At 52.2% G+C, this 25663-nt stretch carries 26 protein-coding genes and 1 tRNA gene; 13 read left to right on the forward strand and 14 right to left on the reverse strand.

The annotated features are described in order from the left end of the window. Positions 1–5: 5 nt before the first annotated feature. The 9 genes from ccmI to ccmA all read right to left on the reverse strand — a co-directional run bounded on the left by ccmI (position 6) and on the right by ccmA (position 7241). Positions 6–1220 carry a c-type cytochrome biogenesis protein CcmI gene (gene ccmI, locus ABSH60_RS03560; protein WP_390972723.1) on the reverse strand — a complete coding sequence of 405 codons (1215 nt, stop codon included), beginning with the start codon at positions 1218–1220 and terminating at the stop codon, positions 6–8. Continuing rightward, positions 1217–1702: a cytochrome c-type biogenesis protein gene (locus ABSH60_RS03565; RefSeq protein WP_056782097.1), complete on the reverse strand. Its 486-nt coding sequence runs from the start codon at positions 1700–1702 to the stop codon at positions 1217–1219. Before ABSH60_RS03565 ends, ccmI begins: the two co-directional genes overlap by 4 nt. Further along, positions 1699–2250 carry a DsbE family thiol:disulfide interchange protein gene (locus tag ABSH60_RS03570; protein WP_056782095.1) on the reverse strand — a complete coding sequence of 184 codons (552 nt, stop codon included), beginning with the start codon at positions 2248–2250 and terminating at the stop codon, positions 1699–1701. Before ABSH60_RS03570 ends, ABSH60_RS03565 begins: the two co-directional genes overlap by 4 nt. After that, entirely contained in the window at positions 2247–4220 is a 1974-nt protein-coding gene (locus tag ABSH60_RS03575) for a heme lyase CcmF/NrfE family subunit (protein WP_056782093.1), read from the reverse strand. Before ABSH60_RS03575 ends, ABSH60_RS03570 begins: the two co-directional genes overlap by 4 nt. Further along, positions 4217–4711, reverse strand: coding sequence for a cytochrome c maturation protein CcmE (gene ccmE / locus ABSH60_RS03580; RefSeq protein WP_056782091.1), 495 nt, complete (start codon positions 4709–4711; stop codon positions 4217–4219). The genes ABSH60_RS03575 and ccmE overlap by 4 nt, the downstream gene beginning before the upstream one ends. Continuing rightward, positions 4708–4968, reverse strand: coding sequence for a heme exporter protein CcmD (ccmD, locus tag ABSH60_RS03585; protein WP_056782089.1), 261 nt, complete (start codon positions 4966–4968; stop codon positions 4708–4710). Before ccmD ends, ccmE begins: the two co-directional genes overlap by 4 nt. After that, positions 4965–5702 (reverse strand): heme ABC transporter permease, encoded by a 738-nt coding sequence (locus ABSH60_RS03590; protein WP_056782087.1) that lies wholly within the window; start codon positions 5700–5702, stop codon positions 4965–4967. Before ABSH60_RS03590 ends, ccmD begins: the two co-directional genes overlap by 4 nt. 216 nt (positions 5703–5918) lie before the next feature. Further along, the gene (gene ccmB, locus ABSH60_RS03595) at positions 5919–6578 is read right to left on the reverse strand and encodes a heme exporter protein CcmB (RefSeq protein WP_056782086.1); all 660 of its coding nucleotides are present in this window, start codon (positions 6576–6578) and stop codon (positions 5919–5921) included. A 21-nt stretch (positions 6579–6599) separates the two neighbouring features. After that, positions 6600–7241: a cytochrome c biogenesis heme-transporting ATPase CcmA gene (gene ccmA / locus ABSH60_RS03600; protein WP_390972727.1), complete on the reverse strand. Its 642-nt coding sequence runs from the start codon at positions 7239–7241 to the stop codon at positions 6600–6602. Between the two features lie 249 nt (positions 7242–7490). Between ccmA and ABSH60_RS03605 the strand changes: the two genes are divergently transcribed. The 7 genes from ABSH60_RS03605 (at position 7491) to phoC (ending at position 13758) form a co-directional block, all read left to right on the forward strand. Beyond that, on the forward strand, positions 7491–8408 hold the full coding sequence (locus ABSH60_RS03605) for a formate/nitrite transporter family protein (protein WP_390972729.1): 918 nt from the start codon (positions 7491–7493) through the stop codon (positions 8406–8408). A gap of 111 nt (positions 8409–8519) precedes the next feature. After that, positions 8520–8594, forward strand: a tRNA-Arg gene (locus tag ABSH60_RS03610). 810 nt (positions 8595–9404) lie between these two features. Next, positions 9405–10343, forward strand: a complete 939-nt coding sequence (locus ABSH60_RS03615) for an SMEK domain-containing protein (RefSeq protein WP_390972730.1) — start codon at positions 9405–9407, stop codon at positions 10341–10343. Continuing rightward, positions 10337–10576: a hypothetical protein gene (locus ABSH60_RS03620; RefSeq protein ID WP_390972732.1), complete on the forward strand. Its 240-nt coding sequence runs from the start codon at positions 10337–10339 to the stop codon at positions 10574–10576. Before ABSH60_RS03615 ends, ABSH60_RS03620 begins: the two co-directional genes overlap by 7 nt. After that, positions 10563–12278 (forward strand): DUF2326 domain-containing protein, encoded by a 1716-nt coding sequence (locus tag ABSH60_RS03625; protein WP_390972734.1) that lies wholly within the window; start codon positions 10563–10565, stop codon positions 12276–12278. Before ABSH60_RS03620 ends, ABSH60_RS03625 begins: the two co-directional genes overlap by 14 nt. 326 nt (positions 12279–12604) lie before the next feature. Then, complete coding sequence (locus tag ABSH60_RS03630; RefSeq protein WP_072158082.1) at positions 12605–12883, forward strand: DUF3761 domain-containing protein; 279 nt, start codon at positions 12605–12607, stop codon at positions 12881–12883. A gap of 137 nt (positions 12884–13020) precedes the next feature. Further along, positions 13021–13758: an acid phosphatase PhoC gene (phoC, locus tag ABSH60_RS03635; protein ID WP_056774350.1), complete on the forward strand. Its 738-nt coding sequence runs from the start codon at positions 13021–13023 to the stop codon at positions 13756–13758. A 71-nt stretch (positions 13759–13829) separates the two neighbouring features. On the opposite strand, the gene nlpA is transcribed toward phoC, so the two are convergent. Then, on the reverse strand, positions 13830–14648 hold the full coding sequence (nlpA, locus tag ABSH60_RS03640) for a lipoprotein NlpA (protein WP_056774346.1): 819 nt from the start codon (positions 14646–14648) through the stop codon (positions 13830–13832). 231 nt (positions 14649–14879) lie between these two features. Here nlpA and ABSH60_RS03645 point away from each other — a divergent pair, with 231 nt between their 5' ends. After that, positions 14880–15401 (forward strand): GNAT family N-acetyltransferase, encoded by a 522-nt coding sequence (locus ABSH60_RS03645; protein ID WP_390972737.1) that lies wholly within the window; start codon positions 14880–14882, stop codon positions 15399–15401. 36 nt (positions 15402–15437) lie between these two features. Here ABSH60_RS03645 and ABSH60_RS03650 read toward each other — a convergent pair whose 3' ends face one another. From ABSH60_RS03650 to ABSH60_RS03665, 4 genes are read right to left on the reverse strand one after another with little or no spacing between them, the layout of a single operon-like run. After that, positions 15438–16973: an MFS transporter gene (locus tag ABSH60_RS03650; RefSeq protein WP_390972739.1), complete on the reverse strand. Its 1536-nt coding sequence runs from the start codon at positions 16971–16973 to the stop codon at positions 15438–15440. 40 nt (positions 16974–17013) lie between these two features. Further along, the gene (locus ABSH60_RS03655) at positions 17014–18048 is read right to left on the reverse strand and encodes a Gfo/Idh/MocA family protein (RefSeq protein ID WP_122097511.1); all 1035 of its coding nucleotides are present in this window, start codon (positions 18046–18048) and stop codon (positions 17014–17016) included. 14 nt (positions 18049–18062) lie between these two features. Next, positions 18063–19139, reverse strand: a complete 1077-nt coding sequence (locus ABSH60_RS03660; RefSeq protein ID WP_122097510.1) for a Gfo/Idh/MocA family protein — start codon at positions 19137–19139, stop codon at positions 18063–18065. A gap of 2 nt (positions 19140–19141) precedes the next feature. Beyond that, positions 19142–20317 carry a Gfo/Idh/MocA family oxidoreductase gene (locus ABSH60_RS03665; protein ID WP_390972741.1) on the reverse strand — a complete coding sequence of 392 codons (1176 nt, stop codon included), beginning with the start codon at positions 20315–20317 and terminating at the stop codon, positions 19142–19144. Between the two features lie 282 nt (positions 20318–20599). On the opposite strand from ABSH60_RS03665, the gene ABSH60_RS03670 reads away from it, so the two are divergent. From ABSH60_RS03670 to ABSH60_RS03690, 5 genes are all read left to right on the forward strand, one after another. Continuing rightward, positions 20600–21667, forward strand: coding sequence for a LacI family DNA-binding transcriptional regulator (locus ABSH60_RS03670; RefSeq protein WP_056774321.1), 1068 nt, complete (start codon positions 20600–20602; stop codon positions 21665–21667). A 79-nt stretch (positions 21668–21746) separates the two neighbouring features. Beyond that, positions 21747–22478, forward strand: coding sequence for a FadR/GntR family transcriptional regulator (locus ABSH60_RS03675; protein ID WP_056774317.1), 732 nt, complete (start codon positions 21747–21749; stop codon positions 22476–22478). 117 nt (positions 22479–22595) lie between these two features. Continuing rightward, positions 22596–23495 carry a 2-dehydro-3-deoxygalactonokinase gene (locus tag ABSH60_RS03680; RefSeq protein ID WP_390972744.1) on the forward strand — a complete coding sequence of 300 codons (900 nt, stop codon included), beginning with the start codon at positions 22596–22598 and terminating at the stop codon, positions 23493–23495. Then, positions 23492–24163 (forward strand): 2-dehydro-3-deoxy-6-phosphogalactonate aldolase, encoded by a 672-nt coding sequence (locus ABSH60_RS03685; RefSeq protein WP_390972746.1) that lies wholly within the window; start codon positions 23492–23494, stop codon positions 24161–24163. The genes ABSH60_RS03680 and ABSH60_RS03685 overlap by 4 nt, the downstream gene beginning before the upstream one ends. A 65-nt stretch (positions 24164–24228) precedes the next feature. After that, positions 24229–25632: a sugar porter family MFS transporter gene (locus ABSH60_RS03690; RefSeq protein ID WP_390972747.1), complete on the forward strand. Its 1404-nt coding sequence runs from the start codon at positions 24229–24231 to the stop codon at positions 25630–25632. Positions 25633–25663 lie beyond the last annotated feature (31 nt).

A 25663-nucleotide genomic window follows, 5' to 3' on the forward strand; every position in this document is an offset into this window, starting at 1 on the left:
TCTGATTACGGAACCTGCTGATTAATTTCAATGCTGACCTGACCGTTTCCGGCAAAATCTGTCAGCGGACTGTCGCCGTACCAGTCACCCGAAGCTGGCGTCGCCAGACCATTCTGTGAAATACGAACGCGTACTTTTAATTGATGCAGCGAAGAAAGCAAGCGTTCCGGCATCATCGCATTACTGTCGTCCACGGTGATCGCCAGCGGGAAGCGGCTCAGGGGCAGTTTTTTCACTGCCACCGGCACCGGGCTGCTGCCGTCGGTCACCGAAATAAAGACCGTGCCATCCTGCGGCAGTGTCTGCTGAGCCGCGGCAGAAAGGCTGACGCTGACGGCCAGTTTTGCCTGATCGGCACCAGACTTTTGTTTCGCCTGTTCGATACTGGCACGCACCATCTCAAGGCGCTTGTCACCGGCGGGCAGAATTTTCAGCATAACTTCCCACGCGCCAATCGCTTGCGGGTAGTGCCCCTGTTCAAATTCATTATAGGCCAGCAGGCTTAATACACGCAGGTCACCCTGAGATTTTTCCAGCATACCGCGCAGGAGATTTCCCCCGGTAAGGTTATCCTGCGGATCGGAAGAGCGGGTTAACACTTCGGCATACCCGAGTTTTACCGCCACATCATCCGGCGCAAGGGCATATGCATGGGCGTAAGCCTGCGTCGCCGTTGCGCCATTATTGAGCGCCATACCAACGCGGCCAAGCATCACCCAGTCCTGCACATTTTTCGGATCGTCCTGTAACTCAGTGCGCAAGCCTAATCCTAAATCCTGCACATCCATAATGGTCAGCGGTGTGCCGCGATCGTCTGCGATGCGGTGACGCAAATCTGGCATACGCTGCATCACCTGATTCCACGCACTCACCTGCCCAAGACCACCGGCGTAGAGATACACTCCCAGCGTGATGATCACCAGCAACAGTGCGCCCGGTACCAGCGTCCAGCGCGCGATCGGCTGCGACGCCGCCGGTGCCTGACCGGCCGGAATATCGGTCAGCAGATTTTCCTGTAATTCCTGAATATGCGCCGGACGTTCATCCACCACGCCCTGCGCTTCGTCTTCTTCCAGCTCACTTAAACGGTGATGATAAAACGCTTTGTTCAGCGCATCGCGCGTGGTGTGCTCGCGGCGGTCGCCGCGCAGAACCGGCACGATAAACAGCGCCAGCGCGATAACCAGCATCACCAAAATACACAGCCAAAAAATACTCATGATCCTTTCCTGTCGCTGTCTTTAAGTAACTGCGCCAGGCGCTGTCTCTCTTGTTCAGGCATCTGTTGTGCGGCGGTTCTGCTGCTCACCGGGCCACGGCGGGCGCGCATGAAAATCATTGCGCCGCCGATGAGCACCACCAGCACCGGTCCCAGCCACAAAATCAGGGTCGATGGCGTGACCGGCGGTTCGTACGTGACGAAATTGCCATAGCGCGCCACCATGTAGGCGACGATTTGCTGGCGATCTTGCCCCTCTTTCAGCAACTGAAAGACTTTGGTGCGCATGTCAGCGGCGATGATCGAATCTGACGCGGCGATGTTGGTGTTCTGGCATTTCGGGCAGCGCAGTTGTGCCGTGATGTCGCGATACGCCTGTTCCTGCTCCGGCGAGGCAAACTGGTAGGTGTCGATGGCGGCAAACGCGCTGACGCTCAGCATCAGGCCGAGCACTAACGCCGGCAGTGACGAAAGCATTTTCATGCGCCACCTCCGTACTTTTTGTACAGCGGCAAGACTTCGGCCTGCCAGACTTTCTCATTTAAGTCACCGGCATGGCGATAGCGGATGATGCCCTGACCGTCGATCAGGAAGGTTTCCGGTGCGCCGTAAACGCCGAGATCTAAGCCTAACATGCCGTCGCCGTCGTACAGGCTCAGCATGTAAGGATTGCCCAGCGTATTCAGCCAGTTTACCGCTTTCTGCCGGTTGTCTTTGTAATTGAGCCCGACCACACGCACGCCGGTGGCGGCAAGCCGGTTCAGATAATCATGTTCAGCCCGGCAGGTCGGGCACCAGGTCGCCCAGACGTTGAGCAGCATCGGTTTGCCGTCGCGCAGTACCGACTGATCGTAGGTTTTCCCGGCCTCGGCCAGCGATTCCAGCGTAAACACCGGCACAGGTTTGCCGATAAGCGCAGATTCCAGCAGGGTCGGGTCATCGCCGTTGGCATTGCGGGTCAGCTGCACCAGAAAAGCCGCCGCCAGCGCCAGGAACAAGAACAGCGGAATAAAGAGGAGTTTACGGTTCATGCGTCTTCAGCCTCCGCCAGACCTTGTTTTTTGAGTTTTTTACTCATGCGGTATCGCGGATCCAAAATACACATCACGCCACCGGCTGCCATAAACAGACCACCCAGCCATATCCAGCGGACAAAAGGTTTGTAGTACAAACGCACCGCCCACGAACCGTCGTCCATCTCTTCACCCAGCGCGGCGTAAAGGTCGCGCGCCAGATTGCCGTCAATGGCCGCTTCGGTCATCATGCTGCGCGCCACGCTGTAGAAGCGTTTTTCAGCATGCAGCGTGGTGATTTTTTTGCCGTTCTGCGTGACGTCAATATTCGCCTCACCGCCGGTATAGTTCGGACCGGTAATATCGCGAACGTCGCGGAAGATAAAGTGATAGTCATGAATATCCACGGTATCCCCGGCTTTCATGCGCACATCACGCTCAACGCTGTAATTCTGGCTGAACGCGATGCCGATCACTGTCACCGCCACGCCCAGATGGCCGAGCACCATGCCCCAGTGGCTGCGGGAAAGTTTGGTCAGGCCGCGCCAGAACGAGTGGCGATGCGTGGCGCGTTCGTGCAATTCCATCAGGGTAAGCACAATCACCCACACGGCCATCAGCATGCCGACCACGGTCATGCCGACGATCTTGTCCTGCAACAACCAAGGCAGAAGAATCGACAAGACCAGCGTGACCAACAGCGCCACGCCCAGACGACGCCACAGTTTGCTCGGCTCATCACGACGCCAGCGCACCAGCGGCCCGATGCCCAGCAGCAGCGCCAGCGGCGCCATCAGCCAGGTAAACATCGTATTGAAGAAGGGTTCGCCGATAGAAATACTGCCCATACCCAGTTGTTTATGGATAAGTGGCAACAGCGTGCCGAGCAGCACCACCAGCATCGCCGCCACCAGCAGGACGTTATTGCTGAGCAAATACGTTTCGCGCGAATGCAGTTCGTGACGGCTCGGCGCACGCACCGAATTACCTTTGATGGCGTACAGCAGCAGCGAACCGCCAATCACAATCACCAGATAAGCCAGAATAAACATGCCGCGCGCCGGATCTGAGGCGAACGAGTGAACCGACACCAGCACGCCGGAGCGCACCAGGAATGTCCCGAGCAGACACAGTGAGAAGGCGGTGATCGCCAGCAGCACGGTCCAGGCTTTGAACGTCCCGCGTTTTTCCGTGACGGCGAGCGAGTGGATCAGCGCCGTCCCTGCCAGCCACGGCATAAAGGAGGCGTTTTCAACCGGATCCCAGAACCACCAGCCGCCCCAGCCTAATTCGTAATACGCCCACGCCGATCCGAGCACGATACCGATCGTCAAAAATACCCATGCGGCCTGCGTCCACGGACGTGACCAGCGCGCCCACGCGGTATCCAGGCGCCCTGCCATCAGCGAAGCAATCGCGAAAGCAAATGCCACGGAGAAACCGACATATCCCATGTACAGCAACGGCGGATGGAAAATCAGGCCGATATCCTGCAACACCGGATTGAGGTCACTGCCGTCCACCGGGAAATTCGGCAATGAGCGGATAAACGGGTTAGACGTCAGCAGGATAAACAGCAGGAAGCCGCCGGTGATCATGCCCATCACGGCCAGCACGCGCGCGATGGCATCCTGCGGCATCTGACGGCTGAACAATGCCACCGCCAGCGTCCAGCAACTGAGCAACAACACCCACAACAGCAGGGAACCTTCGTGCGCGCCCCAGGTGGCCGCCACACGGTAATACACCGGAAGATGGGTGTTGGAATTGTTCGCGACATAGGCGACGGTGAAATCATTCACCACAAACGCATGGACCAGAATAATGAATGCCAGCGTGATGCAGGCAAACATCCCGTAAGCCAGCGGGCGAGCCATCGCCATCATGCGGCTGTCCTGGCGTGCCGCGCCCCACTGCGGATAAATACTCAGTAACACCGCCAGACCTAACGCCAGACAAAGTGCAAATGTTCCCAGTTCCGGCATCATGAGCGGTCGTTTCCTTTCTCGTTACCCACATAGGCCGAAGCAGGCCCTTTATGATTTTCTTTCATGGCGTCGGCGACTTCCGGCGGCACATAGTTTTCATCGTGTTTCGCCAGAACCTGAATGGCATTCACCACGTTTCCCGGTTCCATCACGCCCTGCGCCACCACGCCCTGCCCTTCACGGAACAGGTCGGGCAGAATACCGTTGTAAGTCACCGCAATCGCCCCGCGCGCATCATAAATTTTAAAACTTACCTGCAAACTTTTCGGGTCACGTTTTACCGAACCGGGCATCACCATGCCGCCGATGCGCAACCGCTGGCCGACTTCCGGCATTTCGTGGTTTTCCCCTTTGCCCTGCAAAATTTCACCCGGCGTATAGAACAAATCAATATTGGAGCGCAGCGCGTACATCACCAGCGTGATGCTCAGGCCAAGGCCGATCAGCACCAGCAGCGCCAGCGTCATGCGCTTTTTACGACGTGGATTCACAATAACTTCTCCGGGGAGGTGTCCGGTTCCAGCGCTGACGTCTGTGCGCCAGGCTGTTTTTTAGACTGAGACTGAATAATGCGTTTTTCGCGGGCCTGACGGCGGCGGACCTCATTGAGGATCTGGCGGTGCTGCACGAAAGTGTGCGCCACCAGCGCAATCAGGGAAATCAGCGTGGCGGCAACGGACAGCCAGACATAAAACGCATAGCCGCCCATCGCAAAGAAATCATGCCAGCTTGAGAATGCAGGGCTCATCCGCGACGCTCCTTATTCAGCAGGCCAGCCACCCACGGACGCAGACGCTCCTGAACCAGGATCAGGTTACGTAAACGCATCAGCGTCAGGGTAATAAAGAAGAACAGATAACCGAAGATCGCCCAGCGCAGCGGGTAGCGCATACTCGGGTCGATGGTTTGCTGCATATTGGTCGACCCCTGATGCAGGGTGTTCCACCATTGCACGGAATAATGAATGATCGGGATATTCACCACGCCGACCAGCACCAGAATACCGGCCGCACGCCCCGCCAGACGGCGATCGTCGAACGCGTTGTAGAGCGCAATCACGCCAAGATAGAGGAACAGTAACACCAGCTCGGACGTCAGACGCGCGTCCCATACCCACCAGGTGCCCCACATCGGTTTGCCCCAGGCAGAGCCGGTGACCAGTGCAATGAACGTGAAAACAGCTCCCACCGGTGCCATGGCAGCCACGGCCAGATCGGACATTTTCATCTGCCACACCAGCCCGATAAAGGCGGCGATAGCCATGCCGCTGTAAATTCCCATCGACCAGATGGCCGCCGGGACATGAATATACATAATCCGGTAACTGTTACCTTGCTGATAATCCGGCGGCGCGTAGCCAAAACCCCATACCCAGCCGATCAGCAGGCAGGCAATGCCAAGCAGCCCGAGCCACGGAATGAACCGGCCACAGACGTGGTAAAGCCGTTCAGGCCTTGCGAGTTGATGTAACCATTTCCACATTGTTATCGTTGCTCACTCTAAAATGTCACTGTGCGGGTTGCCGTGGAGCCTCATCGGGCTCTTGCGCGGTCAGACAGCGGTCTTCCGCACTTACTTAGCAATCTCTCTATTTTTGATCATAGAGAAATGTGATGTTAGTCAAAGGTTGCGTTTTTTCTTCTGTATTGTAACGACAGGTAAAATAATTCCACTTCACGCGGCGCGCAGACACAACTGTCAGTGGACGCTCACTCTCAGCGCTGCCGCCGTGGCGAAAGGCGCTAACGTCGCACTGCCCGCCAGCATCGCGCCGAGGATAGCCAGATAACCGTCGATCGGCATCGACATCGACGCCGCATCAATCGCGCCGGTGGAAAATATCAGTACCGGAATATACAGCGGCAGCACCAGCAGGCTGAGCAGCACGCCGCCTTTGCGCAGCCCGACGGTGAGCGCCACGCCAATCGCGCCGATAAAACTCAGCGTCGGCGTGCCCAGTAACAGGGTCAGCGCCACCGCTTTCCAGGTTTCAAAATCCAGCGAAAGCAGTAAAGCAATCAGCGGTGACAGGAGCAGTAAAGGCAGACCGGTCACCACCCAGTGAGCACATACTTTCCCTACAACCGTGAGCGCCAGCGGCGAAGGCAGTAACAGCAGTTGCTCGAGCGTGCCATCGAGATAGTCATCACGGAACAACCTTTCCAGCGCCAGAAGCGAAGACAACAGCGCCGCGACCCAGACAATACCGGGTGCTATCCGCGCCAGCAGCTTAGGCTCCGGGCCAATGCCTAGCGGAAACAGAGTGATCACAATCAGGAAAAACCACAGCGGGTTGATAATTTCGGCGCTTTTGCGAAAGGCAATTTTCAGTTCACGTCGCAGGACTTTAGTAAACATTCCGTCTCATTTCTCCAGGCGTCACGCCAGCTCTTCGCTGGTCAGACGGAGTTTTCGCACGTCACGGCTCACGCCCTGCAAATCCTGATGCGTGGTCAGCAGCACCATACCGCCCTGCTCTGCGTGTTGTTCAAACAGATTAATCAGCGTGGCAACGCCTTGTTTATCAATGGCGGTCAGCGGTTCATCAAGGATCCACAACGGCGCGGTGCTCAGCCATAAACGCGCCAGGGCAACACGGCGCTGCTGTCCGGCGGACATTTGCGCCACTGTCACATCCTCGTACCCCAGCAGCCCGACATTGTCTAATGCCTGATAAATCGCATCGGCATCGGCTTCAGCCTTTCCGGACGGGCAGTTAACAGACAGATAAAAGGCAAGGTTTTCAAACGCAGTAAGCACTGACTTTACGCCAGGCTGGTGGCCGAGATACAGCAGCTGCTGATGAAAAACGTCGCGCTGACGGCGGGTATTCACGCCCTGCCAGCGAACTTCACCGGCGTCCGCAGAGGAAAGCCCGGCAAGAATGCGCATTAAGCTGGTTTTACCGGCGCCGTTGCGCCCCTCAATCTGCACGATTTCACCCGGTTCGAGGGTGAAACTTAAGCCGCTGAACAAGGTTCGCTCATCGCGAACACAACTCAGATTAAGGGCTTCAAACATGAGGATATCTCTTATTTTTCACAAGTACGCATCATATCACAGGCGTCAGAGGCGACGCAGCGCAAGGTGCCACAGTTTACATGGCTGAAAACCCTGAAATCCAGCACACAATCCACAAATTGTCCCATAAGGTTCATGGGTTAATGCTTTGTAACTTTTATGTATATTTGCTCATAAACGCGTTGTCTCGCCTATGCTTATCCCTGAACACATTTTAAAGCCGCCTTGCGGCACACCGAAGGAATCACCATGCAACAAGAGCACAAAAAACAGGAAAGCAGTGACGTCGACAGCGACGAGCACGCACAGGGCAAAGAGATCGAAACCGGCGAGGACAATTTGCCGTCCAAAGCCGCAGCGGTACACGAAGTTATCCGCATGGAAGGTGAGAAAGAGCTGGAGCGCGACGGGCAGGCTTTATTGTGGTCAGCCATCGCCGCCGGGCTTTCCATCAGCGCGTCATTAATGGCGAAAGGCATTCTGCACGCACGCCTGCCGGATTCCCCGGAACGGTTCTTCATCGAGAACATCGGTTATACCGTCGGGTTCATTATTGTGATCATGGCGCGCCAGCAGCTGTTCACTGAAAACACCGTGACGGCGGTTTTACCGGTGATGCAAAAACTGACCGGCAAAAATATCCTGTTGCTGCTGCGGTTATGGGGCCTGGTGCTGGGCGGCAACATCCTCGGCGGCGGGATTGCGGCGCTGGCGTTCCATCTGGTGCCGTTCTTCGATACCACCACTGACGAAGCCTTCCGCACCATCAGTCTGGAGATCATGGAGAAAGGCCCGGAAGCCATGTTTGTCGGCGGAATGGTGTCCGGCTGGCTGATTGCCACGATGGTGTGGATGATCCCGTCAGCCGGTGCCGCCAAACTCTGGGTGATCATGCTGATGACTTACATGGTGGCGATAGGCGACCTGACGCACATCGTGGTCGGTTCGGTGGAGGTTCTCTACCTGGTGTTCTCCGGCGCGATCCCCTGGTATGAATTCATCTGGCCGTTCGCCCTGCCAACGCTCGCGGGGAACATCGCCGGTGGCACCTTTATCTTCGCACTGATAAGCCACGCGCAGATCCGTAACGACATGAGTAACCAGAAGAAAGCCAAAGCCAAAAAAGAGGAACAGGAAGCCGCGAAGAAAGAGGCCGCGAAGCCGTAAACGTCAGTAAAACCGCCGCAACTGGCGAGGAAACGACCAAACGGCAGGCTAACGCCTTATTATTGAGAGAAAAACGGGTATACTACGCAGGCGCTTTCCACAGGCGCCCGTGTCTCCTTAGTTAAACGGATATAACAAGCCCCTCCTAAGGGCTAGTTACAGGTTCGATTCCTGTAGGGGACACCATTTTTAGTTCTCGTACCATCCCATCGCATACAACCCTGGTATTTTCCCTGCCTGATAAAATTCATATGTCCCTTCTGGACGGCAAAATGAATCTACAAAAATCTTTGGTAGCTATCCAACTCAGGGTATAAAGAAAAACCGAGGTGATTAAGAATAATGAATTCGAAAATTGCTTAACTCAATAACCCCTTCAGATCATAAATAGTAAATCTATAAAACTATTAATCGGGTAATTAATCCCTCATTAAGAGAAAAGACAACGCACTAACCTTTCGACACGGCTCAGAAACGCGTTATTGTGAAACTGGCTCTCATCAAACTGAGACGAAGTTTTTAGCGCAACGGTGCTATAACGGCAAATATTGCTCATCACAAAAATGAGTATCAAGGCGTGATCATGCTTTTGAGGTGCTCACTTCTTATTACCTCCTCCCCCACTACCCCTGTTCTTGTACTGAATCCGCTTTACTTCAAAAAATCATGATAGAAACACGATCAAATTATTGATTTTTTCTGAATGAGTGGTGCATTCTGACTGCATGCTTTTGCATTAAAAAATGAGTATTTTTTAATAACCTCAAGACCTTTGCTGGCGGGCTATGAGCATGCATATGCATTAAAAGTGATGTAAAAGCGGGCTCGCGTGGCGGGGATAGCATTGCGCGCAAGCACGCTGAGTAATTAATTTTAGAAAAGCAAACCCTTACTTGTTGGCCTAGCAGTGCGCCAAGTGGCTCATTGATGATAGTAGTAATGAAGTTTTAAACCATTTTACAGGAGTTCAGTCTTATGCTTCAAAGACAACATTACATGGAAAAAATTACGAATAAACTCGCTATTCTTGCCCATGAAGTAGAGTTGAAGACATGTCTGAATCTTACTGATATCAATATCCATGCTGAATTTTTCTTTTGTGATTTACTCAATCTAATCTATGGATTCGAATTAATTAATGCCAATACAATCACGTCAAACGCCAAAGCAATTGACTTAGTGGATTTTAATAAAAGAATAGCAGTCCAAGTTACATCAACGTCGGACTTTCAAAAAATCAAACATACGATAGATGGTTTTGTTTTAAGTGAAAATGCAAATAAAATAGACCGTTTGAAAATCTTGATACTTACTAAAAAGAAAAAATACAAAGCATTAACTTATGGTGATAGTTTCAAGATCCAAATAAAAGATGACGTATGGGATTATACAGATTTAATTAAAACTATTTCCGCCCTTCCTCCAGAGAAGATTAAAAATATTTACGATTATTTAGAAAGCCAACTCCCTGAAATAAAAAACAATAAGGCACCAAAAGAAGTTTCGACTATTTTAGGTATGATTAAAATACTAAGCACTGAAGATCACCCAATGAGTGGCAATGGTTTCCTAGATGAGCCAGACCCGCACAAAAAAATAAATACCCGATTCTCAGCATATGCTGATTATCTACTTGGCATATACGTTTCATTAATTAGCACTTATGCTGGGATTTTAGCTGAAATTAGCTCTCAGAGTGACGCAGGAATATTAAACTTAAATAAAATAGCTGTTTACTTGAAAAGATTCAGTGACTCGACTCTAAATGAATGTGATGGTGATCCCGTAAAAGCTCTTAACAAAATGACCGATTATTACGCCGCAAAACTAATAGCTGACGGCATTGACTATGATGATTCGGCAATACAATATTATTTAATTGACAATATGATTAGATGTAATGTTTTCCCTAATAAGGCATCACTACCATGCTAAAAATATTCTCCAAAGATGAAGACATAGGGAAATCCGCGCCAATAGTAGGTGCGGAGATATTAAAAATATTACATAAACAGAATGTAATCAGTATATTTTCTTTAGCCAAGGAACTTAGGAAAAGAAAATTAATTGGCGTGCGCTCAATTTATTATGGTATGATATTCTTATATGTTCTAGACTTGATAGAATTTAACGAACCTTATTTGGCTTTAAAAAATGATAAAAATTAACAAGCTATATAGTGAACCATTCTCCTTTGAGCCGGTTGAGTTTAAATCTGGAATTAATCTTATTCTCGGAGAGAAGGATATTACATCCAACAAAACAAATGGTGTTGGGAAATCATTGTTAATAGAATTTATAAACTTCACTCTAATGAAAGATTTTAAGCGTAGCCGATTAGCAAAAATACCAACAAAAGACTTCTCTCATGAAATAAAAATATGCTTAGACTTCAATATTGATAATAATAATATAATTTGCAAGAGAAGTATTATTGAGGAGAGCAGCCCTACCCTTTATGTTAATGGTATCAAAAAAACATTCTCTTCAATTGAAGATGCAACGAAATTCCTTACATTATTAATGTTCAAAAATGATAAGATAAGCGTTCATCCTTCCTTCAGAAGTATGCTTGGCCCATTAATAAGAGATGAAAGATCTGAATTTAAATCCATCATTGATTGTTATGATACAAAATCAAGAGTTCCTGCTGACTACACACCACACTTATATCTTTTCGGAATAAACATAAATTTATACCGCGAAATAAAAGGGTTACAAAAAACCATTTTAGATTTATCTACCGCTAAAAAGAAATTAAAAGAAGATATTGAAAGCATTACTGGGAAAAAGCTTGCTAATGCAAGAGCTGAAGTAAATGACCTAGATTTTCAGTTAAAGAAGATTAAAAAAGAAATGGATATGCTTGAGGGTGATAAAACCTTTGACATGATCAGGGATGAGGTTTCCTCGTATGAAGACCAATTAGATGTGCTCCGTAATAAGAGAACCATCATCAAAGCTGAGATAAATAAAATAAACCTATTGGTCGGTGACAATTATATTGATGATAGAGAAGTTATCGAGCTTTATAATAACTTGAGAGCTGGCCTTGGTGATAATATTGGAAAAGAACTAAGTGAAGTTATTAGATTCAAAAGAAAAATAGATGATTTCCAAAGAACACTCATTGACTCCAGAAAAGAAACATTATCATTAGAAATAGAAGAGTTAGACTTATATATTTCAGAGATAGTAAAGAACTTACATTCAAAAACATCTATCCTCAAACAGTCTGGTCAACTTAGGAATATTAAGGTTTTATTTTTAGCCTATGAAAAAAAACTAGAAGAACTATCCCAACTTTCTATGTTTATAAAAAAATATGATGATTACGAATTAAAAAGCAAAGTTAGTAAAGCTGAGAAGTCTTCTAAAACGCTAGAGTTAGATCTATCAATTTCAAATCAAAAAAGTACCATATCAGAATTTCAAGAGACGATTTTTTCAATACATGAATATGTAATGGAAAATAGAAAGTGTTCTTTTGATATATCTGTAAGCGATAAAAAGGAAGTCCTAAATTTCGATTTAAGGATTTTTGATGATGGTAGCCATAGTAATGAAAGAGAAAAAGTATTCTTTTACGACATTGCGTTATTGTTAACACACGATACCTTTATTCGCCATCCTAAAATTTTAATTCACGATAATATTTTCGATGTAGATCATGATACTTTAATTAAAAGCCTGAATTATCTATCTGAGAAATCTAGCTGCTTAGAAGATGTGCAATATATTTTAACTTTAAATAGCGATAAAATAAGTGCGATTGATAAAGATGATTTAAAACTCGACATCGACTTACATAGACGTGCAACGTTAACTAAAAGCAACAGATTCTTAGGCAGATCTTACCAAGAGAAATAGTATGGACAGCAGTATATTTTTCCAAAAGTGCTTGTTTTACATTTACTAGATCATGGGCACAAAAATGGGTATAAAACACCAAGTAAAAAACATAAATCAATATAAAACAGTATGTTAATAAATAATTCAACTCCTGTAGGAACACCATCCATCCCTTCAAATCCTGTTCATCTTGCTCCAAAAAATATATCCCCCCTTCTCCTTATGCACGTTCTTTAGACGCTCAACTACTGTTCAAATATCAGCATTGTTTATGTGGTTTTCAGGTGTATTCTCGTCGCAAATAATTACAACCCATACAGCAACGACAGGGATGCAGTGCCATCATGCGCTTACTCGGATTTGTTCTTTTTGCGATCACGCTTTTATTCAATACTGCAACGGCAAAGCAGCATACGCAGTCTCCGCCTCAGGATAATGAACTTGTCGAGCAAGGGGATTACACCAACTCTGACGGGCAGGAAATTCACCGTCCGGCGCACACAAAATCGGGTAACGCGCCCGATGGCGCATCGGCTCAGTGCAGGGATGGCACCTACAGTTTCAGTACGCATAGACGGGGGACTTGTTCCAGACACGGGGGTGTCGCTGCCTGGCTTAACTGACAGCAATCTCCACAAATTCCCAGTTTTGAGATCTCACGCAAACTTTCCTGCAAAAAATTTGTTTTACTTACACATGTTAAAAAATGTTACGGAAATGAGTTCGTAATGAAATCTAAGATGTAAGTAAGGAAACTTTGATGAAGACTTTGACTACTTTTTGCCTCGCCAGCCTGTTTTCTGTCAATGCATTCGCCCTCACCGGCAACGATGCGACCACCAAACCAGACCTTTACTATCTGAAAAATGATCAGGCGATCAACAGCCTGACGCTTCTCCCGCCGCCACCTGCCGTTGGCAGCATCGCGTTTCTCAACGATCAGGCCATGTATGAACAAGGCCGGTTGCTGCGTTCAACCGAGCGCGGCAAACAGGCTGCTGAAGACGCTAACCTGAGCGGCGGCGGCGTGGCGAATGCCTTCTCCGGTGCGTTTGGCTCGCCGATCACAGCCAAAGATACGCCTGAATTGCACAAGCTTTTGACCAATATGATTGAAGATGCCGGCGATCTGGCGACCCGCTCAGCCAAAGAGAAGTACATGCGCATTCGTCCGTTTGCGTTCTACGGCGTGCCGACCTGTAACACCACCGAGCAAGATAAGCTGTCGAAGAACGGATCCTATCCTTCCGGCCACACCTCTATCGGCTGGGCGACCGCGCTGGTACTGACTGAAATCAACCCGCAACGTCAGGATCAAATCCTTCAGCGCGGTTATGATCTGGGCCAGAGCCGTGTGATCTGCGGATACCACTGGCAGAGCGATGTCGATGCCGCCCGCATCGTCGGCTCCGCGGTGGTCGCCACGCTTCACACCAACGACGCCTTCCAGCAGCAGTTGAAGAAAGCCAAAGAAGAGTTTGCGAAACAACATAAATAAAGCGGCATCATGATGTGACGCTTTGGTCAGACAGGCGCGGTTCAGCGCCTGCCTGACACCTCAACCGCCTGTCACCACCCCGGCACCGCGCCACCGTTAAAGATTTTCTCTGCCGCCTTCGCCACTTCTGGCGACTGGTAAGAATTCAGAAACTCCTTCACGTTCTGCGCCTCTTTATTGTCTTCCCGCGCGACCAGAATATTGACGTAGGGAGAGTTTTTATCTTCGATAAACACGCTGTCATGCACCGGCGAGAGTCCGGTTTGCTGAATGTAGGTGGTGCTGATGATCGCCACGTCAACTTTCGGGTCGTCCAGTACGCGCGGTAACTGCGCACCTTCCAGCTGCATAATGTTCAGGTGATGCGGGTTTGCAGTGATATCCAGCGCCGTCGGCAGCAGGCCGGTTCCCTCTTTGAGGGTGATCAGTTTTTCTTTTTGCAGCAGCAACAGCGCACGCCCGAGATTGGTCGGATCATTCGGGATCGCGACCGTCGCGCCTTCGCTGAGTTGATCAACGGTTTTAATTTTCTTTGAATAACCGGCCATCGGGAAAACGAAGGTATTACCGACGGCGACCAGATGATAGTTATGCGCTTTATTGTCCTGTTCAAGGAACGGGCGATGCTGGAAGACGTTCGCATCCAGATCGCCATGCTCGGTGGCATCGTTCGGCAGTAGCGAACCGCTGAAACCGACCAGCTCGACCTCCAGACCGTATTTCTCTTTGGCGACTTTTTTAGCCACTTCCGCCACATCCTGCTCGGCGCCGTTAATCACCCCCACCTTAATATGTTTCGCATCACTGCTTTTTTGGTCACAGCCTGCCAGCAGTAAACCCGCCAGCAAAACCAGGGCTCCGGCCCGAAAATGAGAGGTTGTCAGTTTCACTCTTTATCCTTAAAAAATAAGCGCTAATGTGCAAAGACACTGACTATAACAGGAGGACCGACGGTGATTAAAAAACCAAAAAAGTATCGATAAGAAGAAAAAAGTATAAACACAGAACAGCGGCCGGCAGGGGTATCCAGACGTTTTACTTATACCTGTCAAAAACAGTTTGCCTTCGGGCCCTGTTTACGCAAAAAGTAGTGATTTGGCACCCTCTGCGGAGCAGTAAGAATGGAAATTATTGAAGCGGATGAACAACATGTTCCCGCGATGCAAAAAATTTATGCCTGGCACGTCTTTCACGGAACGGCGTCGTTCGAGACTCAGCCGCCTGAGCAAAGTGAAATATCCGCCCGTCTGAAAAAAATCAAAGAGGCCGGTCTGCTGTGGCTGGTGGTGCTGCATGAAGGGGAAGTGAAAGGATTTTGCTATCTTGGCCGTTACCGCGAGCGTTTCGCTTACCGGTTCACGCTGGAAGATTCTATTTATATTGATCCCGGTTTTCAGAAACGGGGAGCGGGTAAAGCGCTGCTTCGCCGCGCCATCGACTGGGCGGAAACTCACGGCTTTCGTCAGTTGATTGGAAACGTCGGCGACAGCGACAATACCGCGTCGATCAACCTGCATCTCGCGGCCGGTTTTCAGATAAAAGGGACCCTGCACTCGGTGGGTTTCAAGCATGGCCGCTGGCTGGATACCGTATTTATGCAGCGCGCACTGGGAGACGGAAATCAGACCCTGCCCGCGCAGTAGCCGTGAGCGGGCAGCCGCGCTGCCCGCCTTTTCACGCTACCCCGTCACTTCACTGTGTAGCACTTTTCCCCTGGCCCCTGCGCCCCAGACTTCACTGTACTCATAGCCGGTCAGGTCTTTGATCACTTTCTGGCACTCCGGCGTGCAGTCTGCAAGATCGCCGCCCAGTTTCAGACGCGCCACCTCTTTGATCAGCGTTTTGTGGGTGTCACGTGTCAGTTTAAATTTGAATGTCATGTAAAAACTGACGGCCAGCAGTGCGGCGGTGGCGAATATCATCAGCCCGATAATCGCATGCAGCGCGCTGACCGGTTGCATACCCTGCCCTTTGACGAAACCGCTCTCCTGCAACACGATGCCGATCAGCATGATTGCCAGCGCCACGGTGCTTTTGCGGGTCAGTACCATCACACCGGCGAATATCCCTTCGCGACGTTTTTTGGTGACGATTTCATCCACGTCGGGAATAAAGCTGTAGATATTCCACGGAATGTAATACAGCCCGGCGCGGGCAAAACCGAACACCGCGAACACTGCCGAGAACAGCAAAACAGACACCGTCATTTCGGTGATATACACATAGAACAGGAATGCCAGCACGCAGAAAATAATGCCGTAAGCCAGCCGTAATGCGCCGGAAGGTGACATATTGATTTTTTCCAGCAGCATCATAAAAATAAAGGTGGAAGGCACGGAGGCTAATGCCGCAACGGTTAAATACCCCGATACCGCCGACGCACTCAGATGTAATCCGTACACCACGTAATAAGTAAAGACGGCACCAAATACATCCAGCGCGGTAAAAGAGAAAATATAGATAATAATATGCTGGCGGAACATACGTATTTTAAAGGAGGAAAGAAGATCCAGCGCCAGGCTTTTTAAATGGTGCAGCAATCCGCCGCTGTTTGCGCCCAGCGGTTCCGGCTCAAACTCTTCCCGCACGTCTTTGGCTTCCCAGGTACACATCCAGGTGGTAAACACCGCGACGCAGAAAATACAGGCGAAAATAATACCGGTATACGTGTACGTCATCGGATTATCTTTACCGGTGAATTGCATAATCACACCGGGGATCGACACCGCCAGCAGGCCACCGAGCTGGGAGCAGATCATACGTACGCCAGACAGGCGGGTGCGTTCGCTGAAGCGGTTGGTCATTTCAGAAGAGAGCGTCTCCCACGGCACCAGCACCATGGCCGAAAGCAACTCGATAGACAGATAGGTGCCGAGATAATACCAGTAGCTCATGTCGGTTACCCAGACCAGCGCATACAGGAACATCAGCGGGGAACTGATCAGCAGGAAAAACCGGCGGCGGCCAAACTTTTTCCCAAGCCAGGTGTTGGCGAAATTATCGGTGATGTAGCCCATAATCGGACTTAATATGGCGTCGATGACGCGGGCAATGGCGAATATTGACCCGGCCTCTAATACGGATAATCCACAATAGGTCGTATAAAAGAATAAAAGCCAGGTACCAATAACGGCGAATGCACCGCCACCAAATAAATCCGTCACGCCATAACCTATGGCCGTGCCGTAACCGACTCTGCGTTCAGTAGGCTTCATTTTTATTATCCTGTGAATGTAGGGTTATTATTAATATTATTTATTCAAGCGTGATCCATTGTCTTAATTGTGAGGAACGATAAATCGCCTCAACCATCTTGAGGGAAATATCGGCCTCATCCAGAGAGGTATAATTGTCATCTTCAAGGTTTCTGTTCTCGAAAGACCGGACAGAGTGCGTGAAATTATTAATGGCCTGACGATGGCTATCGCCCCAGTAACTTTTCCCCTGCCCTGCCGGGCTGTGATCGCTGACCAGCAGCGTTTTATTTTCTCCTGAGATCAGCCACAGCGCGTTGTGGTGCAGTTGCAGCAGCCCGTTTTCACAGTGGATTTCCAGCAGCAACGGGGAATCGGTGCTGTGACAGTTGCTGGCATAAAACAGCCCGCGTGCACCATTCGCCAGTATCAGGCTGGCCATGGCGGTGTCTTCGTTCTCGGTCACCTCTCCCAGAAAATGGCTGTCCACTACACCTTTTATCGCCCGAACGCCGCCGCCAAACCATTGCATCAGATCCAGTGTGTGGATCGCCTGATTGATCAGCAGACTGCCGCCTTCGGTCGCGAAATGCCCGCGCCACGGGCTCTGGCTGTAGTAGGTTCCGCCGCGTGACCAGGTCAGCACGGCTTTAATGCTCAGCATTTTGCCCAGCGCGCCGCTTGCCAGCAGCGCGTGGATTTTCTGGCTCGACGGGTTAAGCCGGTTCTGATAACACACCCCGAGCAGCCTTCCCGAGTCGGTCAGCGCTTTTTTAACCGCCTTGATTTCGCCGGGATTGAGTACCGCCGGTTTCTCGGTAAACACGTGTTTTCCCGCCGCCAGTGCGGCGAGAATGGCTTCCTGATGCAGATAATGCGGCAGGCAAATATGCACCACGTCAATGTGCGGATCGCGCAGCATTTCGGCGTAATCGGCGTAAAACGCACACTGATACTGCTGCGCCAGCGCCTGGCCTTTTTCAACATCGCATTCGGCAATGGCCTGTAAACGGCTGGCCGGATTTTGCAGGATCGCCCCGGCATGGCAGGTGTGAATGGCCCCGCAACCGATGATGGCCGCATTAATGGTTTTCATGACGCGCCTCCGGATTACACCGATTGTCCCGCCTGATTTGCCAGCATCTGCGCCCGCACGCACAACTCGGCGGCTTTAAACGCATGCTCCTGGGTCATGGCGTTTTCGGTGCGATTCAGGCAATCGAGAATCAGCTGGCCGAAGAACGGGAAGCCCACTTTTCCTGACACCGGATAGCGGAACTCGCCCTGCTGATTCACCAGATACACCACATCCTGCTCGCCGCGCGTGATATCGACATATTTGCGCATCTCGATGTAGCCTTCGGTACCCAGCAGCGTCAGACGCCCGTCGCCCCAGGTGCTCAGCCCGTCTGGCGTGAACCAGTCGCAGCGGAAATAACCGCGTGCGCCATTGTCGCCTTCCAGCATCGCGTCGCCGAAATCTTCAAAACGCGGGGATGCCGGATGGTTAAAATTCATCGCCTGCGCGGCGACCACGCGGGCGTTGCGGTTGCCGGTGTAAAACAGGAACTGTTCGATCTGATGGCTGCCGATATCACACAGAATGCCGCCGAATTTTTCCCGTTCGTAAAACCAGTCCGGTCGGCCCTCGCCTTCGCGGTGTGGCCCGGTGCCCAGCGTCTGGATAACCCGCCCGATCGCCCCTTCCTGCACCAGTTGTCCGGCGAAAACCGCACTCTCAACGTGCAGCCGCTCGCTGTAATAAACCGCATATTTTCGCCCGGTGGCGGCCACTTTGGCTTTCGCCGCGGCCAGTTGTTCCAGCGTGGTCAGCGGTGCTTTATCGGTGAAATAATCTTTACCGGCCTCCATCACTTTCAGCCCAAGGGCGCAGCGTTCAGAAGGCACGCCCGCGCCCGCCACCAGCTGAACTTCTCTGTCGGCGAGGATCGTTTCCAACGAATCTGCCACCGCCACCTGCGGATACTGGCTGACAAATTTTTGCACCTTTTCCGGATCCGGATCGTAAACCCATTTCAGGCTGGCACCGGCTTCAATCAGCCCGTTACACATGCCGTAAATATGCCCGTGATCCAGCGCCGCCGCCGCGATCACAAACTCGCCCGGCTTCACCACCGGCTGCGGTTTCCCGACCGGCGCATAGTTCATACCGTCTTGAATGCTCATCTTCAGGCTCCTTTATCCATGTTTTTGCCCAGAGGGATCGCCTCTTCATTGGCGAAGTTTTCCACCGAGGCGGATTTCTCATAAAAGTGCGGTGCCAGCGACACCAGTCCGCCGGTCTGATAGAAAGGATCCGACGGCAAAATCGGCAGCGTCACAATGCTGCGGGTAATGGCGGATTTATAAATCGCGGCAATCAGCTCCAGTGAGCGTTTGCCCTGCACGCCGTCGACCAGCGGTGCGGTTTCGGTTTCCAGCGCAGTGAGGAAATTGTCGATCTGACCGGTGTGCAGCGTGTACGTCAGCGCAGGAATGGACTGATAAATGTCATCAAGACGGTTTTCCCGCGCCGTATCACGTGCTTCGACAGGGAAACCGTTAGGTGCAGAAATGCTGGCGAAAGTGTCCCACGGCGCCGAGATCCGCGCGCGCTCGCCCTGGATCACCATCTTCTGATCTTCGCCGTGATGCACCACCGAGGCGGTCAGCTGGGTCAGCGCACCGGAGTCATATTTGAAAATCGCCGCCGAGAGATCTTCCACTTCGGCATTGTCGTGCGCGGCATTGGTGATCATCGAGACCACTTCCGACGGGAAACCCAGCATCCACTGAATCGCATCGATATGGTGAACAGCGTGATTGAGCGTGCAACCACCCGCCTCTTTTTCCCAGGTGCCGCGCCACCACAAATCGTAATACGAGTGGCCGCGCCACCAGAAAGAGTCCACCTGCGCATGGCAGACTTTGCCCGCTTCGCCGGAATCGATGACTTTTTTCAGCCGCCAGAACGCATCGGTAAAGCGGTTCTGGGCAATGATCGACAACGTTTTGCCGCTCGCCTGCGCAGCGCTTATCATCGCATCGCATTCCTGTAATGATGCCGCCATCGGCTTTTCACACAGCACATGCTTGCCCGCGGTCAGCGCATCAATTGAAATTTGCGCATGGACATACGGCGGCGTACAGATGTCAAAAACGTCAATGTCCGGGTCGCCGAGAATATCCTGATGGCTGGCATAGACTTTGGCCTCTGTCAGGCCGTAATGCCGTTTCTTCTCTTCGGCTTTCTCAGGATAAATATCCACCAGCGCGACAATCTGACAACGGTCAGCAAACTGCAAATATCCCTGAATATGGTTATGTGAAATATTACCGGTACCAACGATCGCTATTTTCAGCATTATTTTATTCCTGATTTCAGACTGATGGGCAGCCGTCACCTTGCTGATTTAATGACTGATTTTACGTGTTTCGTCATTTCATCTGGCGCGGATAAATACTTAAAATCTGCTGCAACACTTATTGCTGAGAGAATAGTAATGGCATTTTTTTCCAACAATCGGTATTTGTGACAGGAATTGCAGCGCGGCATTTCGGATTTGCTATGATGATGAATAGCTGATGAATTACAAACAGTTACACGTGGTAATAAGTCCATAAGCTAATGAGGCGTTGATCACAAAATGACAGGAAAATTAAAAATCAGGCAAATAGCCGAGTTAACAGGGCTTTCTCCCAGCACTGTTTCCCGGGTATTAGCTGGCAAAGCGAATGTCAGCCCGCAGGCAAAAGAAAAAGTATTTACCCATGCCAGAAATATGGGTATTTTGCGCGACATTCCCGCCAGCCGCCTGTTAATGAATACTCTGTTAATTTGCGCGCCACCGGCTGCATTCTCTCCCCATGAAGATCTCTATTATTATGAAGCCATTCAGGAAATAACGGCGGAGGTCAGCCGTTTCGACATTCACGTGCGAAAATGCGCGCTGACGGTGAATGATCCGGATATCGCCGGTTTCATGCAGGCGCTCAGCCAGTCGGATGTGGATGGCATTATTATTATCGGCATTGATGATGTGATGCTGTACCGGCTGGCGGCGGAATCCAATAAACCGGTGGTGATGATCAACGCGAAAGACAGCGAAATGCGCCTCGACTGTGTTTCCGCCGATCACTATTCCATCGGCTACAGTGCGGCACATTATTTATTCCAGAAGGGGCACAGGCCGGTATTGCTGTTCACCGATCTGCGACGGGAAACCATGATGCAGCGTCTGGACGGTTTCAAACGCGCCTGTCTTGAACATCACATTGCTTTTGATGAAGCCACTCATCTGCTGATCAATAAAGGTAACGGCAAGGAACAGGCGCGGGAAAGCATTGATAAATACCTGCGCGAACACAAACGGGAAACGCTGCCCTCGGCGATTGTCTGCGGCAGTACGCCGATTGCCCACGCCACGCTGGAAGCGCTGACCGCAATGGGCATCCGGGTTCCGGAAGATATTTCACTGATGAGCATGGATTTCGCCCATGAGATGAAAACCGCGACGCCGATGAATTTCACCTCGATGCTTCTGCCCTGCCGCGAGCTCGGCACGGAGGCGGTGTATATTCTGCAAAGCCGCTTAATGCGCGCCACCAGTGCCAAATTTAATCTGCTGTTGCAGGGAAAAATCCACAGCGGCCAGTCGGTAGCCGATGTGAAATGGAAGCGTAAAGGCTTGTATCCGCAGCCGGTTGGGTTATGAGAGATTGCGGTGTAACATGTCGCCATTACAGTGACTTAATCTCCCGGCGTCTTGTTGCCGCTGCCTCACCGGAAACTTCATGAACAAACTCACCGCTTCCGTTTCAGAATCCATTACCCGCGATTTAGCGCTGCGTATTATTCGTGGTGAGCTGGCCGTTGGCATGCCGATTGCGGGAGAAAATGAGCTGGCGCAGCAGTACGAGGCGTCGCGCACGTCGGTTCGCAACGCGCTTCAGGTGCTGGGGGCAAAAGGCATGTTACTGATCCAGGCCAAGCGCCGCAGTATCGTCACGCCGCGCGAGCAGTGGAGTTTTCTGGATGCCGACGTGCTCTCATGGCTGGAAGACGTCGGGATTGAATCCGAACTGGTTGAGCAACTGATGCTCACGCGCCTGATTTTCGAACCGGACGTCGCGGCCATGGCGGCGCTCAATGCCAACGGAAACGATCTCGCCGCCATCGAAAATGCGCTGCACGCCATGCAATCCGGGCAGCAAAAGGGTTCTGCCGCCCAGTTTGAACAGGGCGATCTGGCTTTCCATACGGCGGTGCTCAAAGCCTGCCATAACCCGTTCCTCTCTTCCGTCGGCAGCGCGCTGTCTGCGGCGATGCTGCTCTCTTTTAAGCAAACCCTCGAAGAGGATCTCACTCTGACGCAGGATGCCGTACAGCAGCACCGGGATCTGTTCGAAGCCATTCGCCTCAAGCAGGTCGACGAGGCGCGCCAGTGCATGCGTCACATCTTACTCAGCGCCGCGCACAAACATATCTGGCGTGAGATCCCCGAAAAGTATCAGCACTTCTTTTAACGCTTTTCCCGCCTGATTCGCTAACTTCCGATCTCCCTCACAGTAATAAGGTTATTTCTCACCCATCATTCTTGTCATACAAGATTTATATTGTTGTAACTCAAGAATGAGAGCGCCATGCACAAACACTGGATTGCCATTGACTGGGGAACCTCGAATTTTCGGGCGTTCCTGATGAAGGATTCCCTCTGTGTTGCCACGACTCACGCCCCCTGCGGCCTGCTTAACGTACCCGACCGGCAGTTTGCGGCGGCGTTGCAGCCTCTGATTCAGCCGTGGCTGGACAAGTACCCCACGCTGCCGCTGCTGATGGCGGGAATGGTCGGCTCACAGCAAGGCTGGCTGGAAGTGCCTTACGTCGCCCTGCCCGCCGGAGGTGAGCAGCTCGCCGCGCAGGTCGCCACGGTGAACACGCCATGGGGAAGCCCGTGCCAGATAATTGCGGGCGTCAGCGGCCCAAACGCGTTCGGCCTGCCCGACGTGATGCGCGGAGAGGAAGTCCAGCTGACCGGGCTGGCGGCACTGCATCCGCAGGCGCAGCACTGTGTGATTTTACCGGGTACGCACAGCAAACATGCCTTCCTGCTGAACGGCCAGATCCGGCATTTCAGCACCTTTATGACCGGCGAAATCTACGCCGTGATGCTCAACCATTCGCTGCTGGGCCGGGATTTGCCTGAGCCGTCAGACGATGCCAGCGCCTTTGCGCTTGGCGTCAGTCATGCACCCGCAGCGCCGTTTCTCAGCAATGCGCTGTTCTCGGCGCGCACCCTGCGGCTCGACGGCACGCTGCCTCCCGCAGACGTTGCCAGCTACCTCTCCGGTTTACTCATTGGCGCAGAGCTGCTGGCCCTGCCGGAAACGCAGGCGTGGATCGTCGGTTCCCCGGCGTTAACCGAACGCTACACCCGCGCTGCCAGCCAGATGGGCATCAGCCTGCAACCGGCTGACGGCAATGACTGTTTCATTGAAGGCATGGCCGCTATCTGCCGCAGCCTGAACGGAGAACGCACATGAATGCACTGAATTTTTCCACCCGCTGGCAGCAATGCCGGTTGCCGCTGATTGCCATTTTACGGGGTGTGACGCCCGCCGAAGCCGAAGGCGTGGCGCGTACCCTGCTGGAATGCGGATTTACCTGGCTGGAAGTGCCGCTTAACAGCCCGCAACCGCTGGTGTCGATCGCCATCATGGCGAAAACCGTCGGTGATAACGGTTTTGTCGGCGCGGGTACCGTGCTCAGCGAACGTCAGGTACATCAGGTGGCGGAAGCCGGGGGTCAGCTGATTATCTCCCCGAACCCCGATCTTTCAGTTATCCGCGCCACCTGTGCGCTCGGTTTAGTCAGCCTGCCGGGCGTCGCCACGCCGGGCGAAGCCTTTGCCGCGCTCAATGCCGGTGCCAGCGCCCTGAAGCTGTTTCCGGCGGAGATGATCACCCCGGCCATCACCAAAGCAATGCTGGTGGTATTGCCGGAAAAAACCCTGTGCCTGCCGGTCGGCGGGATCAGCGCCGATGCCGCACAAATGCACATGTATCTGCAATCTGGCGCACGCGGTTTCGGGCTGGGTGGTGGCCTCTATCAGCCGGGCATTTCCCTGACCGCACTGCGCGAACGCGCGCTGGCTTATCAGGCGGCGTGGCATCAGGCGCATGAAGCGCTGCTGAGCCGTAAAACCACCTGACCGCGGGCCACTCTGCTTTCCCTACACATCCCTGTAAAAACATAAAATGACCTCCGAGGTTTCGTATGACGACACATGCAATTCCACACTCTGTTCCCCGCACCAACCGGCAAACGTTGCTGGTGTGTTTTTTAGCCGCGCTGGCCGGTCTGCTGTTCGGGCTGGATATGGGCGTGATCGCGGGCGCGTTACCGTTTCTGGCACAGGAATTCGGGCTGAGCAGCCATCAGCAGGAAATGGTGGTCAGCGTCATGATGGTCGGCGCGGCGCTGGGCGCGCTGTGCAGCGGCCCGATGTGTACCCGTATCGGACGTAAAAAAACGCTGCTGATTGGCGCGGCGCTTTTTGTCGCAGGGTCGGTCGGTTGCGCCTTCGCCCCCGATTTGCAGACTCTGATCGTCTCGCGTTTCCTGCTCGGCGCGGCGGTCGGCGTCGCCTCGTTCGTCGCACCGCTGTATCTGTCTGAAATCGCGCCGGAACATATCCGTGGCAGCATGATTTCCATGTATCAGCTGATGATCACCATCGGGATCCTGGTGGCGTTTCTCTCCGACACGGCCTTCAGCCAAAGCGGCAACTGGCGCTGGATGCTGGGCATCATCACCTTTCCGGCGCTGGTGCTGTTTGCCGGGGTTCTCACCCTGCCGGAAAGCCCGCGCTGGCTGATGATGAAAAACAAACATGCGCTGGCGCAGAAAGTGTTGCTGCTGTTGCGCTCCAGCGAAAGGGAAGCGCACACCGAGCTGGACGCCATCCGCGAAAGCGTGAAGGTAAGCCAGCGCGGCTGGCAGCTGTTTCGTGCCAGCAGTCATTTTCGCCGCTCCACCTGCCTCGGCGTGTTATTGCAGTTCATGCAGCAGTTCACCGGCATGACCGTCATCATGTATTACGCACCGAAAATCTTTGCCATTGCCGGTTTTGCCTCCACCCAACAGCAGATGTGGGGCACGGTGATCGCCGGTTTAACCAACGTGCTGGCGACGTTCATTGCGATCGGTCTGGTGGACCGCTGGGGACGCAAGCCGATCCTCAAACTCGGTTTCAGCGTGATGGCGATTTGCATGGCGTTACTGGGTTACATGTTCTTCATCGGCATCACCAGCCCGGTGCAGCAATACACCGCCGTCATCCTGTTGCTGATTTTCATCACCGGTTTTGCCATGAGCGCCGGGCCGCTGATCTGGGTGTTGTGTTCAGAGATCCAGCCGCTGGCCGGGCGCGATTTCGGCGTGACCTGCTCCACCATGGCGAACTGGATCGCCAACACCATTATCGGCGCGACCTTCCTGACGCTTATCGACTCGGTGGGCAGCGCGGGCACCTTCTGGCTCTACGCCGTGCTGAACGTCCTGTGCATCATTCTCACCCTGCTTTTCGTGCCTGAAACCAAAAACATCTCGCTGGAAAATATCGAGAAAAACCTGATGTCCGGCCTGCCTCTGAGAAGTATCGGCAGCTCTCTTTACTAACCCCGTTTTCCCCTTCCTGACGGCGGGGGAA

The sequence above is a fragment of the Rahnella sp. R3(2024) genome, assembly GCF_042920125.1.
Taxonomy (GTDB): domain Bacteria; phylum Pseudomonadota; class Gammaproteobacteria; order Enterobacterales; family Enterobacteriaceae; genus Rahnella; species Rahnella rivi.

What these genes read in the sequence shown, in the direction of transcription:
- ccmI (WP_390972723.1), bottom strand. Translation starts at nt 1,220, where the DNA reads ATGAGTATTTTTTGGCTGTGTATTTTGGTGATGCTGGTTATCGCGCTG.
- ABSH60_RS03565 (WP_056782097.1), bottom strand. Translation starts at nt 1,702, where the DNA reads ATGAAAATGCTTTCGTCACTGCCGGCGTTAGTGCTCGGCCTGATGCTG.
- ABSH60_RS03570 (WP_056782095.1), bottom strand. Translation starts at nt 2,250, where the DNA reads ATGAACCGTAAACTCCTCTTTATTCCGCTGTTCTTGTTCCTGGCGCTG.
- ABSH60_RS03575 (WP_056782093.1), bottom strand. Translation starts at nt 4,220, where the DNA reads ATGATGCCGGAACTGGGAACATTTGCACTTTGTCTGGCGTTAGGTCTG.
- ccmD (WP_056782089.1), bottom strand. Translation starts at nt 4,968, where the DNA reads ATGAGCCCTGCATTCTCAAGCTGGCATGATTTCTTTGCGATGGGCGGC.
- ABSH60_RS03590 (WP_056782087.1), bottom strand. Translation starts at nt 5,702, where the DNA reads ATGTGGAAATGGTTACATCAACTCGCAAGGCCTGAACGGCTTTACCAC.
- ccmB (WP_056782086.1), bottom strand. Translation starts at nt 6,578, where the DNA reads ATGTTTACTAAAGTCCTGCGACGTGAACTGAAAATTGCCTTTCGCAAA.
- ccmA (WP_390972727.1), bottom strand. Translation starts at nt 7,241, where the DNA reads ATGTTTGAAGCCCTTAATCTGAGTTGTGTTCGCGATGAGCGAACCTTG.
- ABSH60_RS03605 (WP_390972729.1), top strand. Translation starts at nt 7,491, where the DNA reads ATGCAACAAGAGCACAAAAAACAGGAAAGCAGTGACGTCGACAGCGAC.
- ABSH60_RS03615 (WP_390972730.1), top strand. Translation starts at nt 9,405, where the DNA reads ATGGAAAAAATTACGAATAAACTCGCTATTCTTGCCCATGAAGTAGAG.
- ABSH60_RS03620 (WP_390972732.1), top strand. Translation starts at nt 10,337, where the DNA reads ATGCTAAAAATATTCTCCAAAGATGAAGACATAGGGAAATCCGCGCCA.
- ABSH60_RS03625 (WP_390972734.1), top strand. Translation starts at nt 10,563, where the DNA reads ATGATAAAAATTAACAAGCTATATAGTGAACCATTCTCCTTTGAGCCG.
- ABSH60_RS03630 (WP_072158082.1), top strand. Translation starts at nt 12,605, where the DNA reads ATGCGCTTACTCGGATTTGTTCTTTTTGCGATCACGCTTTTATTCAAT.
- phoC (WP_056774350.1), top strand. Translation starts at nt 13,021, where the DNA reads ATGAAGACTTTGACTACTTTTTGCCTCGCCAGCCTGTTTTCTGTCAAT.
- ABSH60_RS03645 (WP_390972737.1), top strand. Translation starts at nt 14,880, where the DNA reads ATGGAAATTATTGAAGCGGATGAACAACATGTTCCCGCGATGCAAAAA.
- ABSH60_RS03650 (WP_390972739.1), bottom strand. Translation starts at nt 16,973, where the DNA reads ATGAAGCCTACTGAACGCAGAGTCGGTTACGGCACGGCCATAGGTTAT.
- ABSH60_RS03655 (WP_122097511.1), bottom strand. Translation starts at nt 18,048, where the DNA reads ATGAAAACCATTAATGCGGCCATCATCGGTTGCGGGGCCATTCACACC.
- ABSH60_RS03660 (WP_122097510.1), bottom strand. Translation starts at nt 19,139, where the DNA reads ATGAGCATTCAAGACGGTATGAACTATGCGCCGGTCGGGAAACCGCAG.
- ABSH60_RS03665 (WP_390972741.1), bottom strand. Translation starts at nt 20,317, where the DNA reads ATGCTGAAAATAGCGATCGTTGGTACCGGTAATATTTCACATAACCAT.
- ABSH60_RS03670 (WP_056774321.1), top strand. Translation starts at nt 20,600, where the DNA reads ATGACAGGAAAATTAAAAATCAGGCAAATAGCCGAGTTAACAGGGCTT.
- ABSH60_RS03675 (WP_056774317.1), top strand. Translation starts at nt 21,747, where the DNA reads ATGAACAAACTCACCGCTTCCGTTTCAGAATCCATTACCCGCGATTTA.
- ABSH60_RS03680 (WP_390972744.1), top strand. Translation starts at nt 22,596, where the DNA reads ATGCACAAACACTGGATTGCCATTGACTGGGGAACCTCGAATTTTCGG.
- ABSH60_RS03685 (WP_390972746.1), top strand. Translation starts at nt 23,492, where the DNA reads ATGAATGCACTGAATTTTTCCACCCGCTGGCAGCAATGCCGGTTGCCG.
- ABSH60_RS03690 (WP_390972747.1), top strand. Translation starts at nt 24,229, where the DNA reads ATGACGACACATGCAATTCCACACTCTGTTCCCCGCACCAACCGGCAA.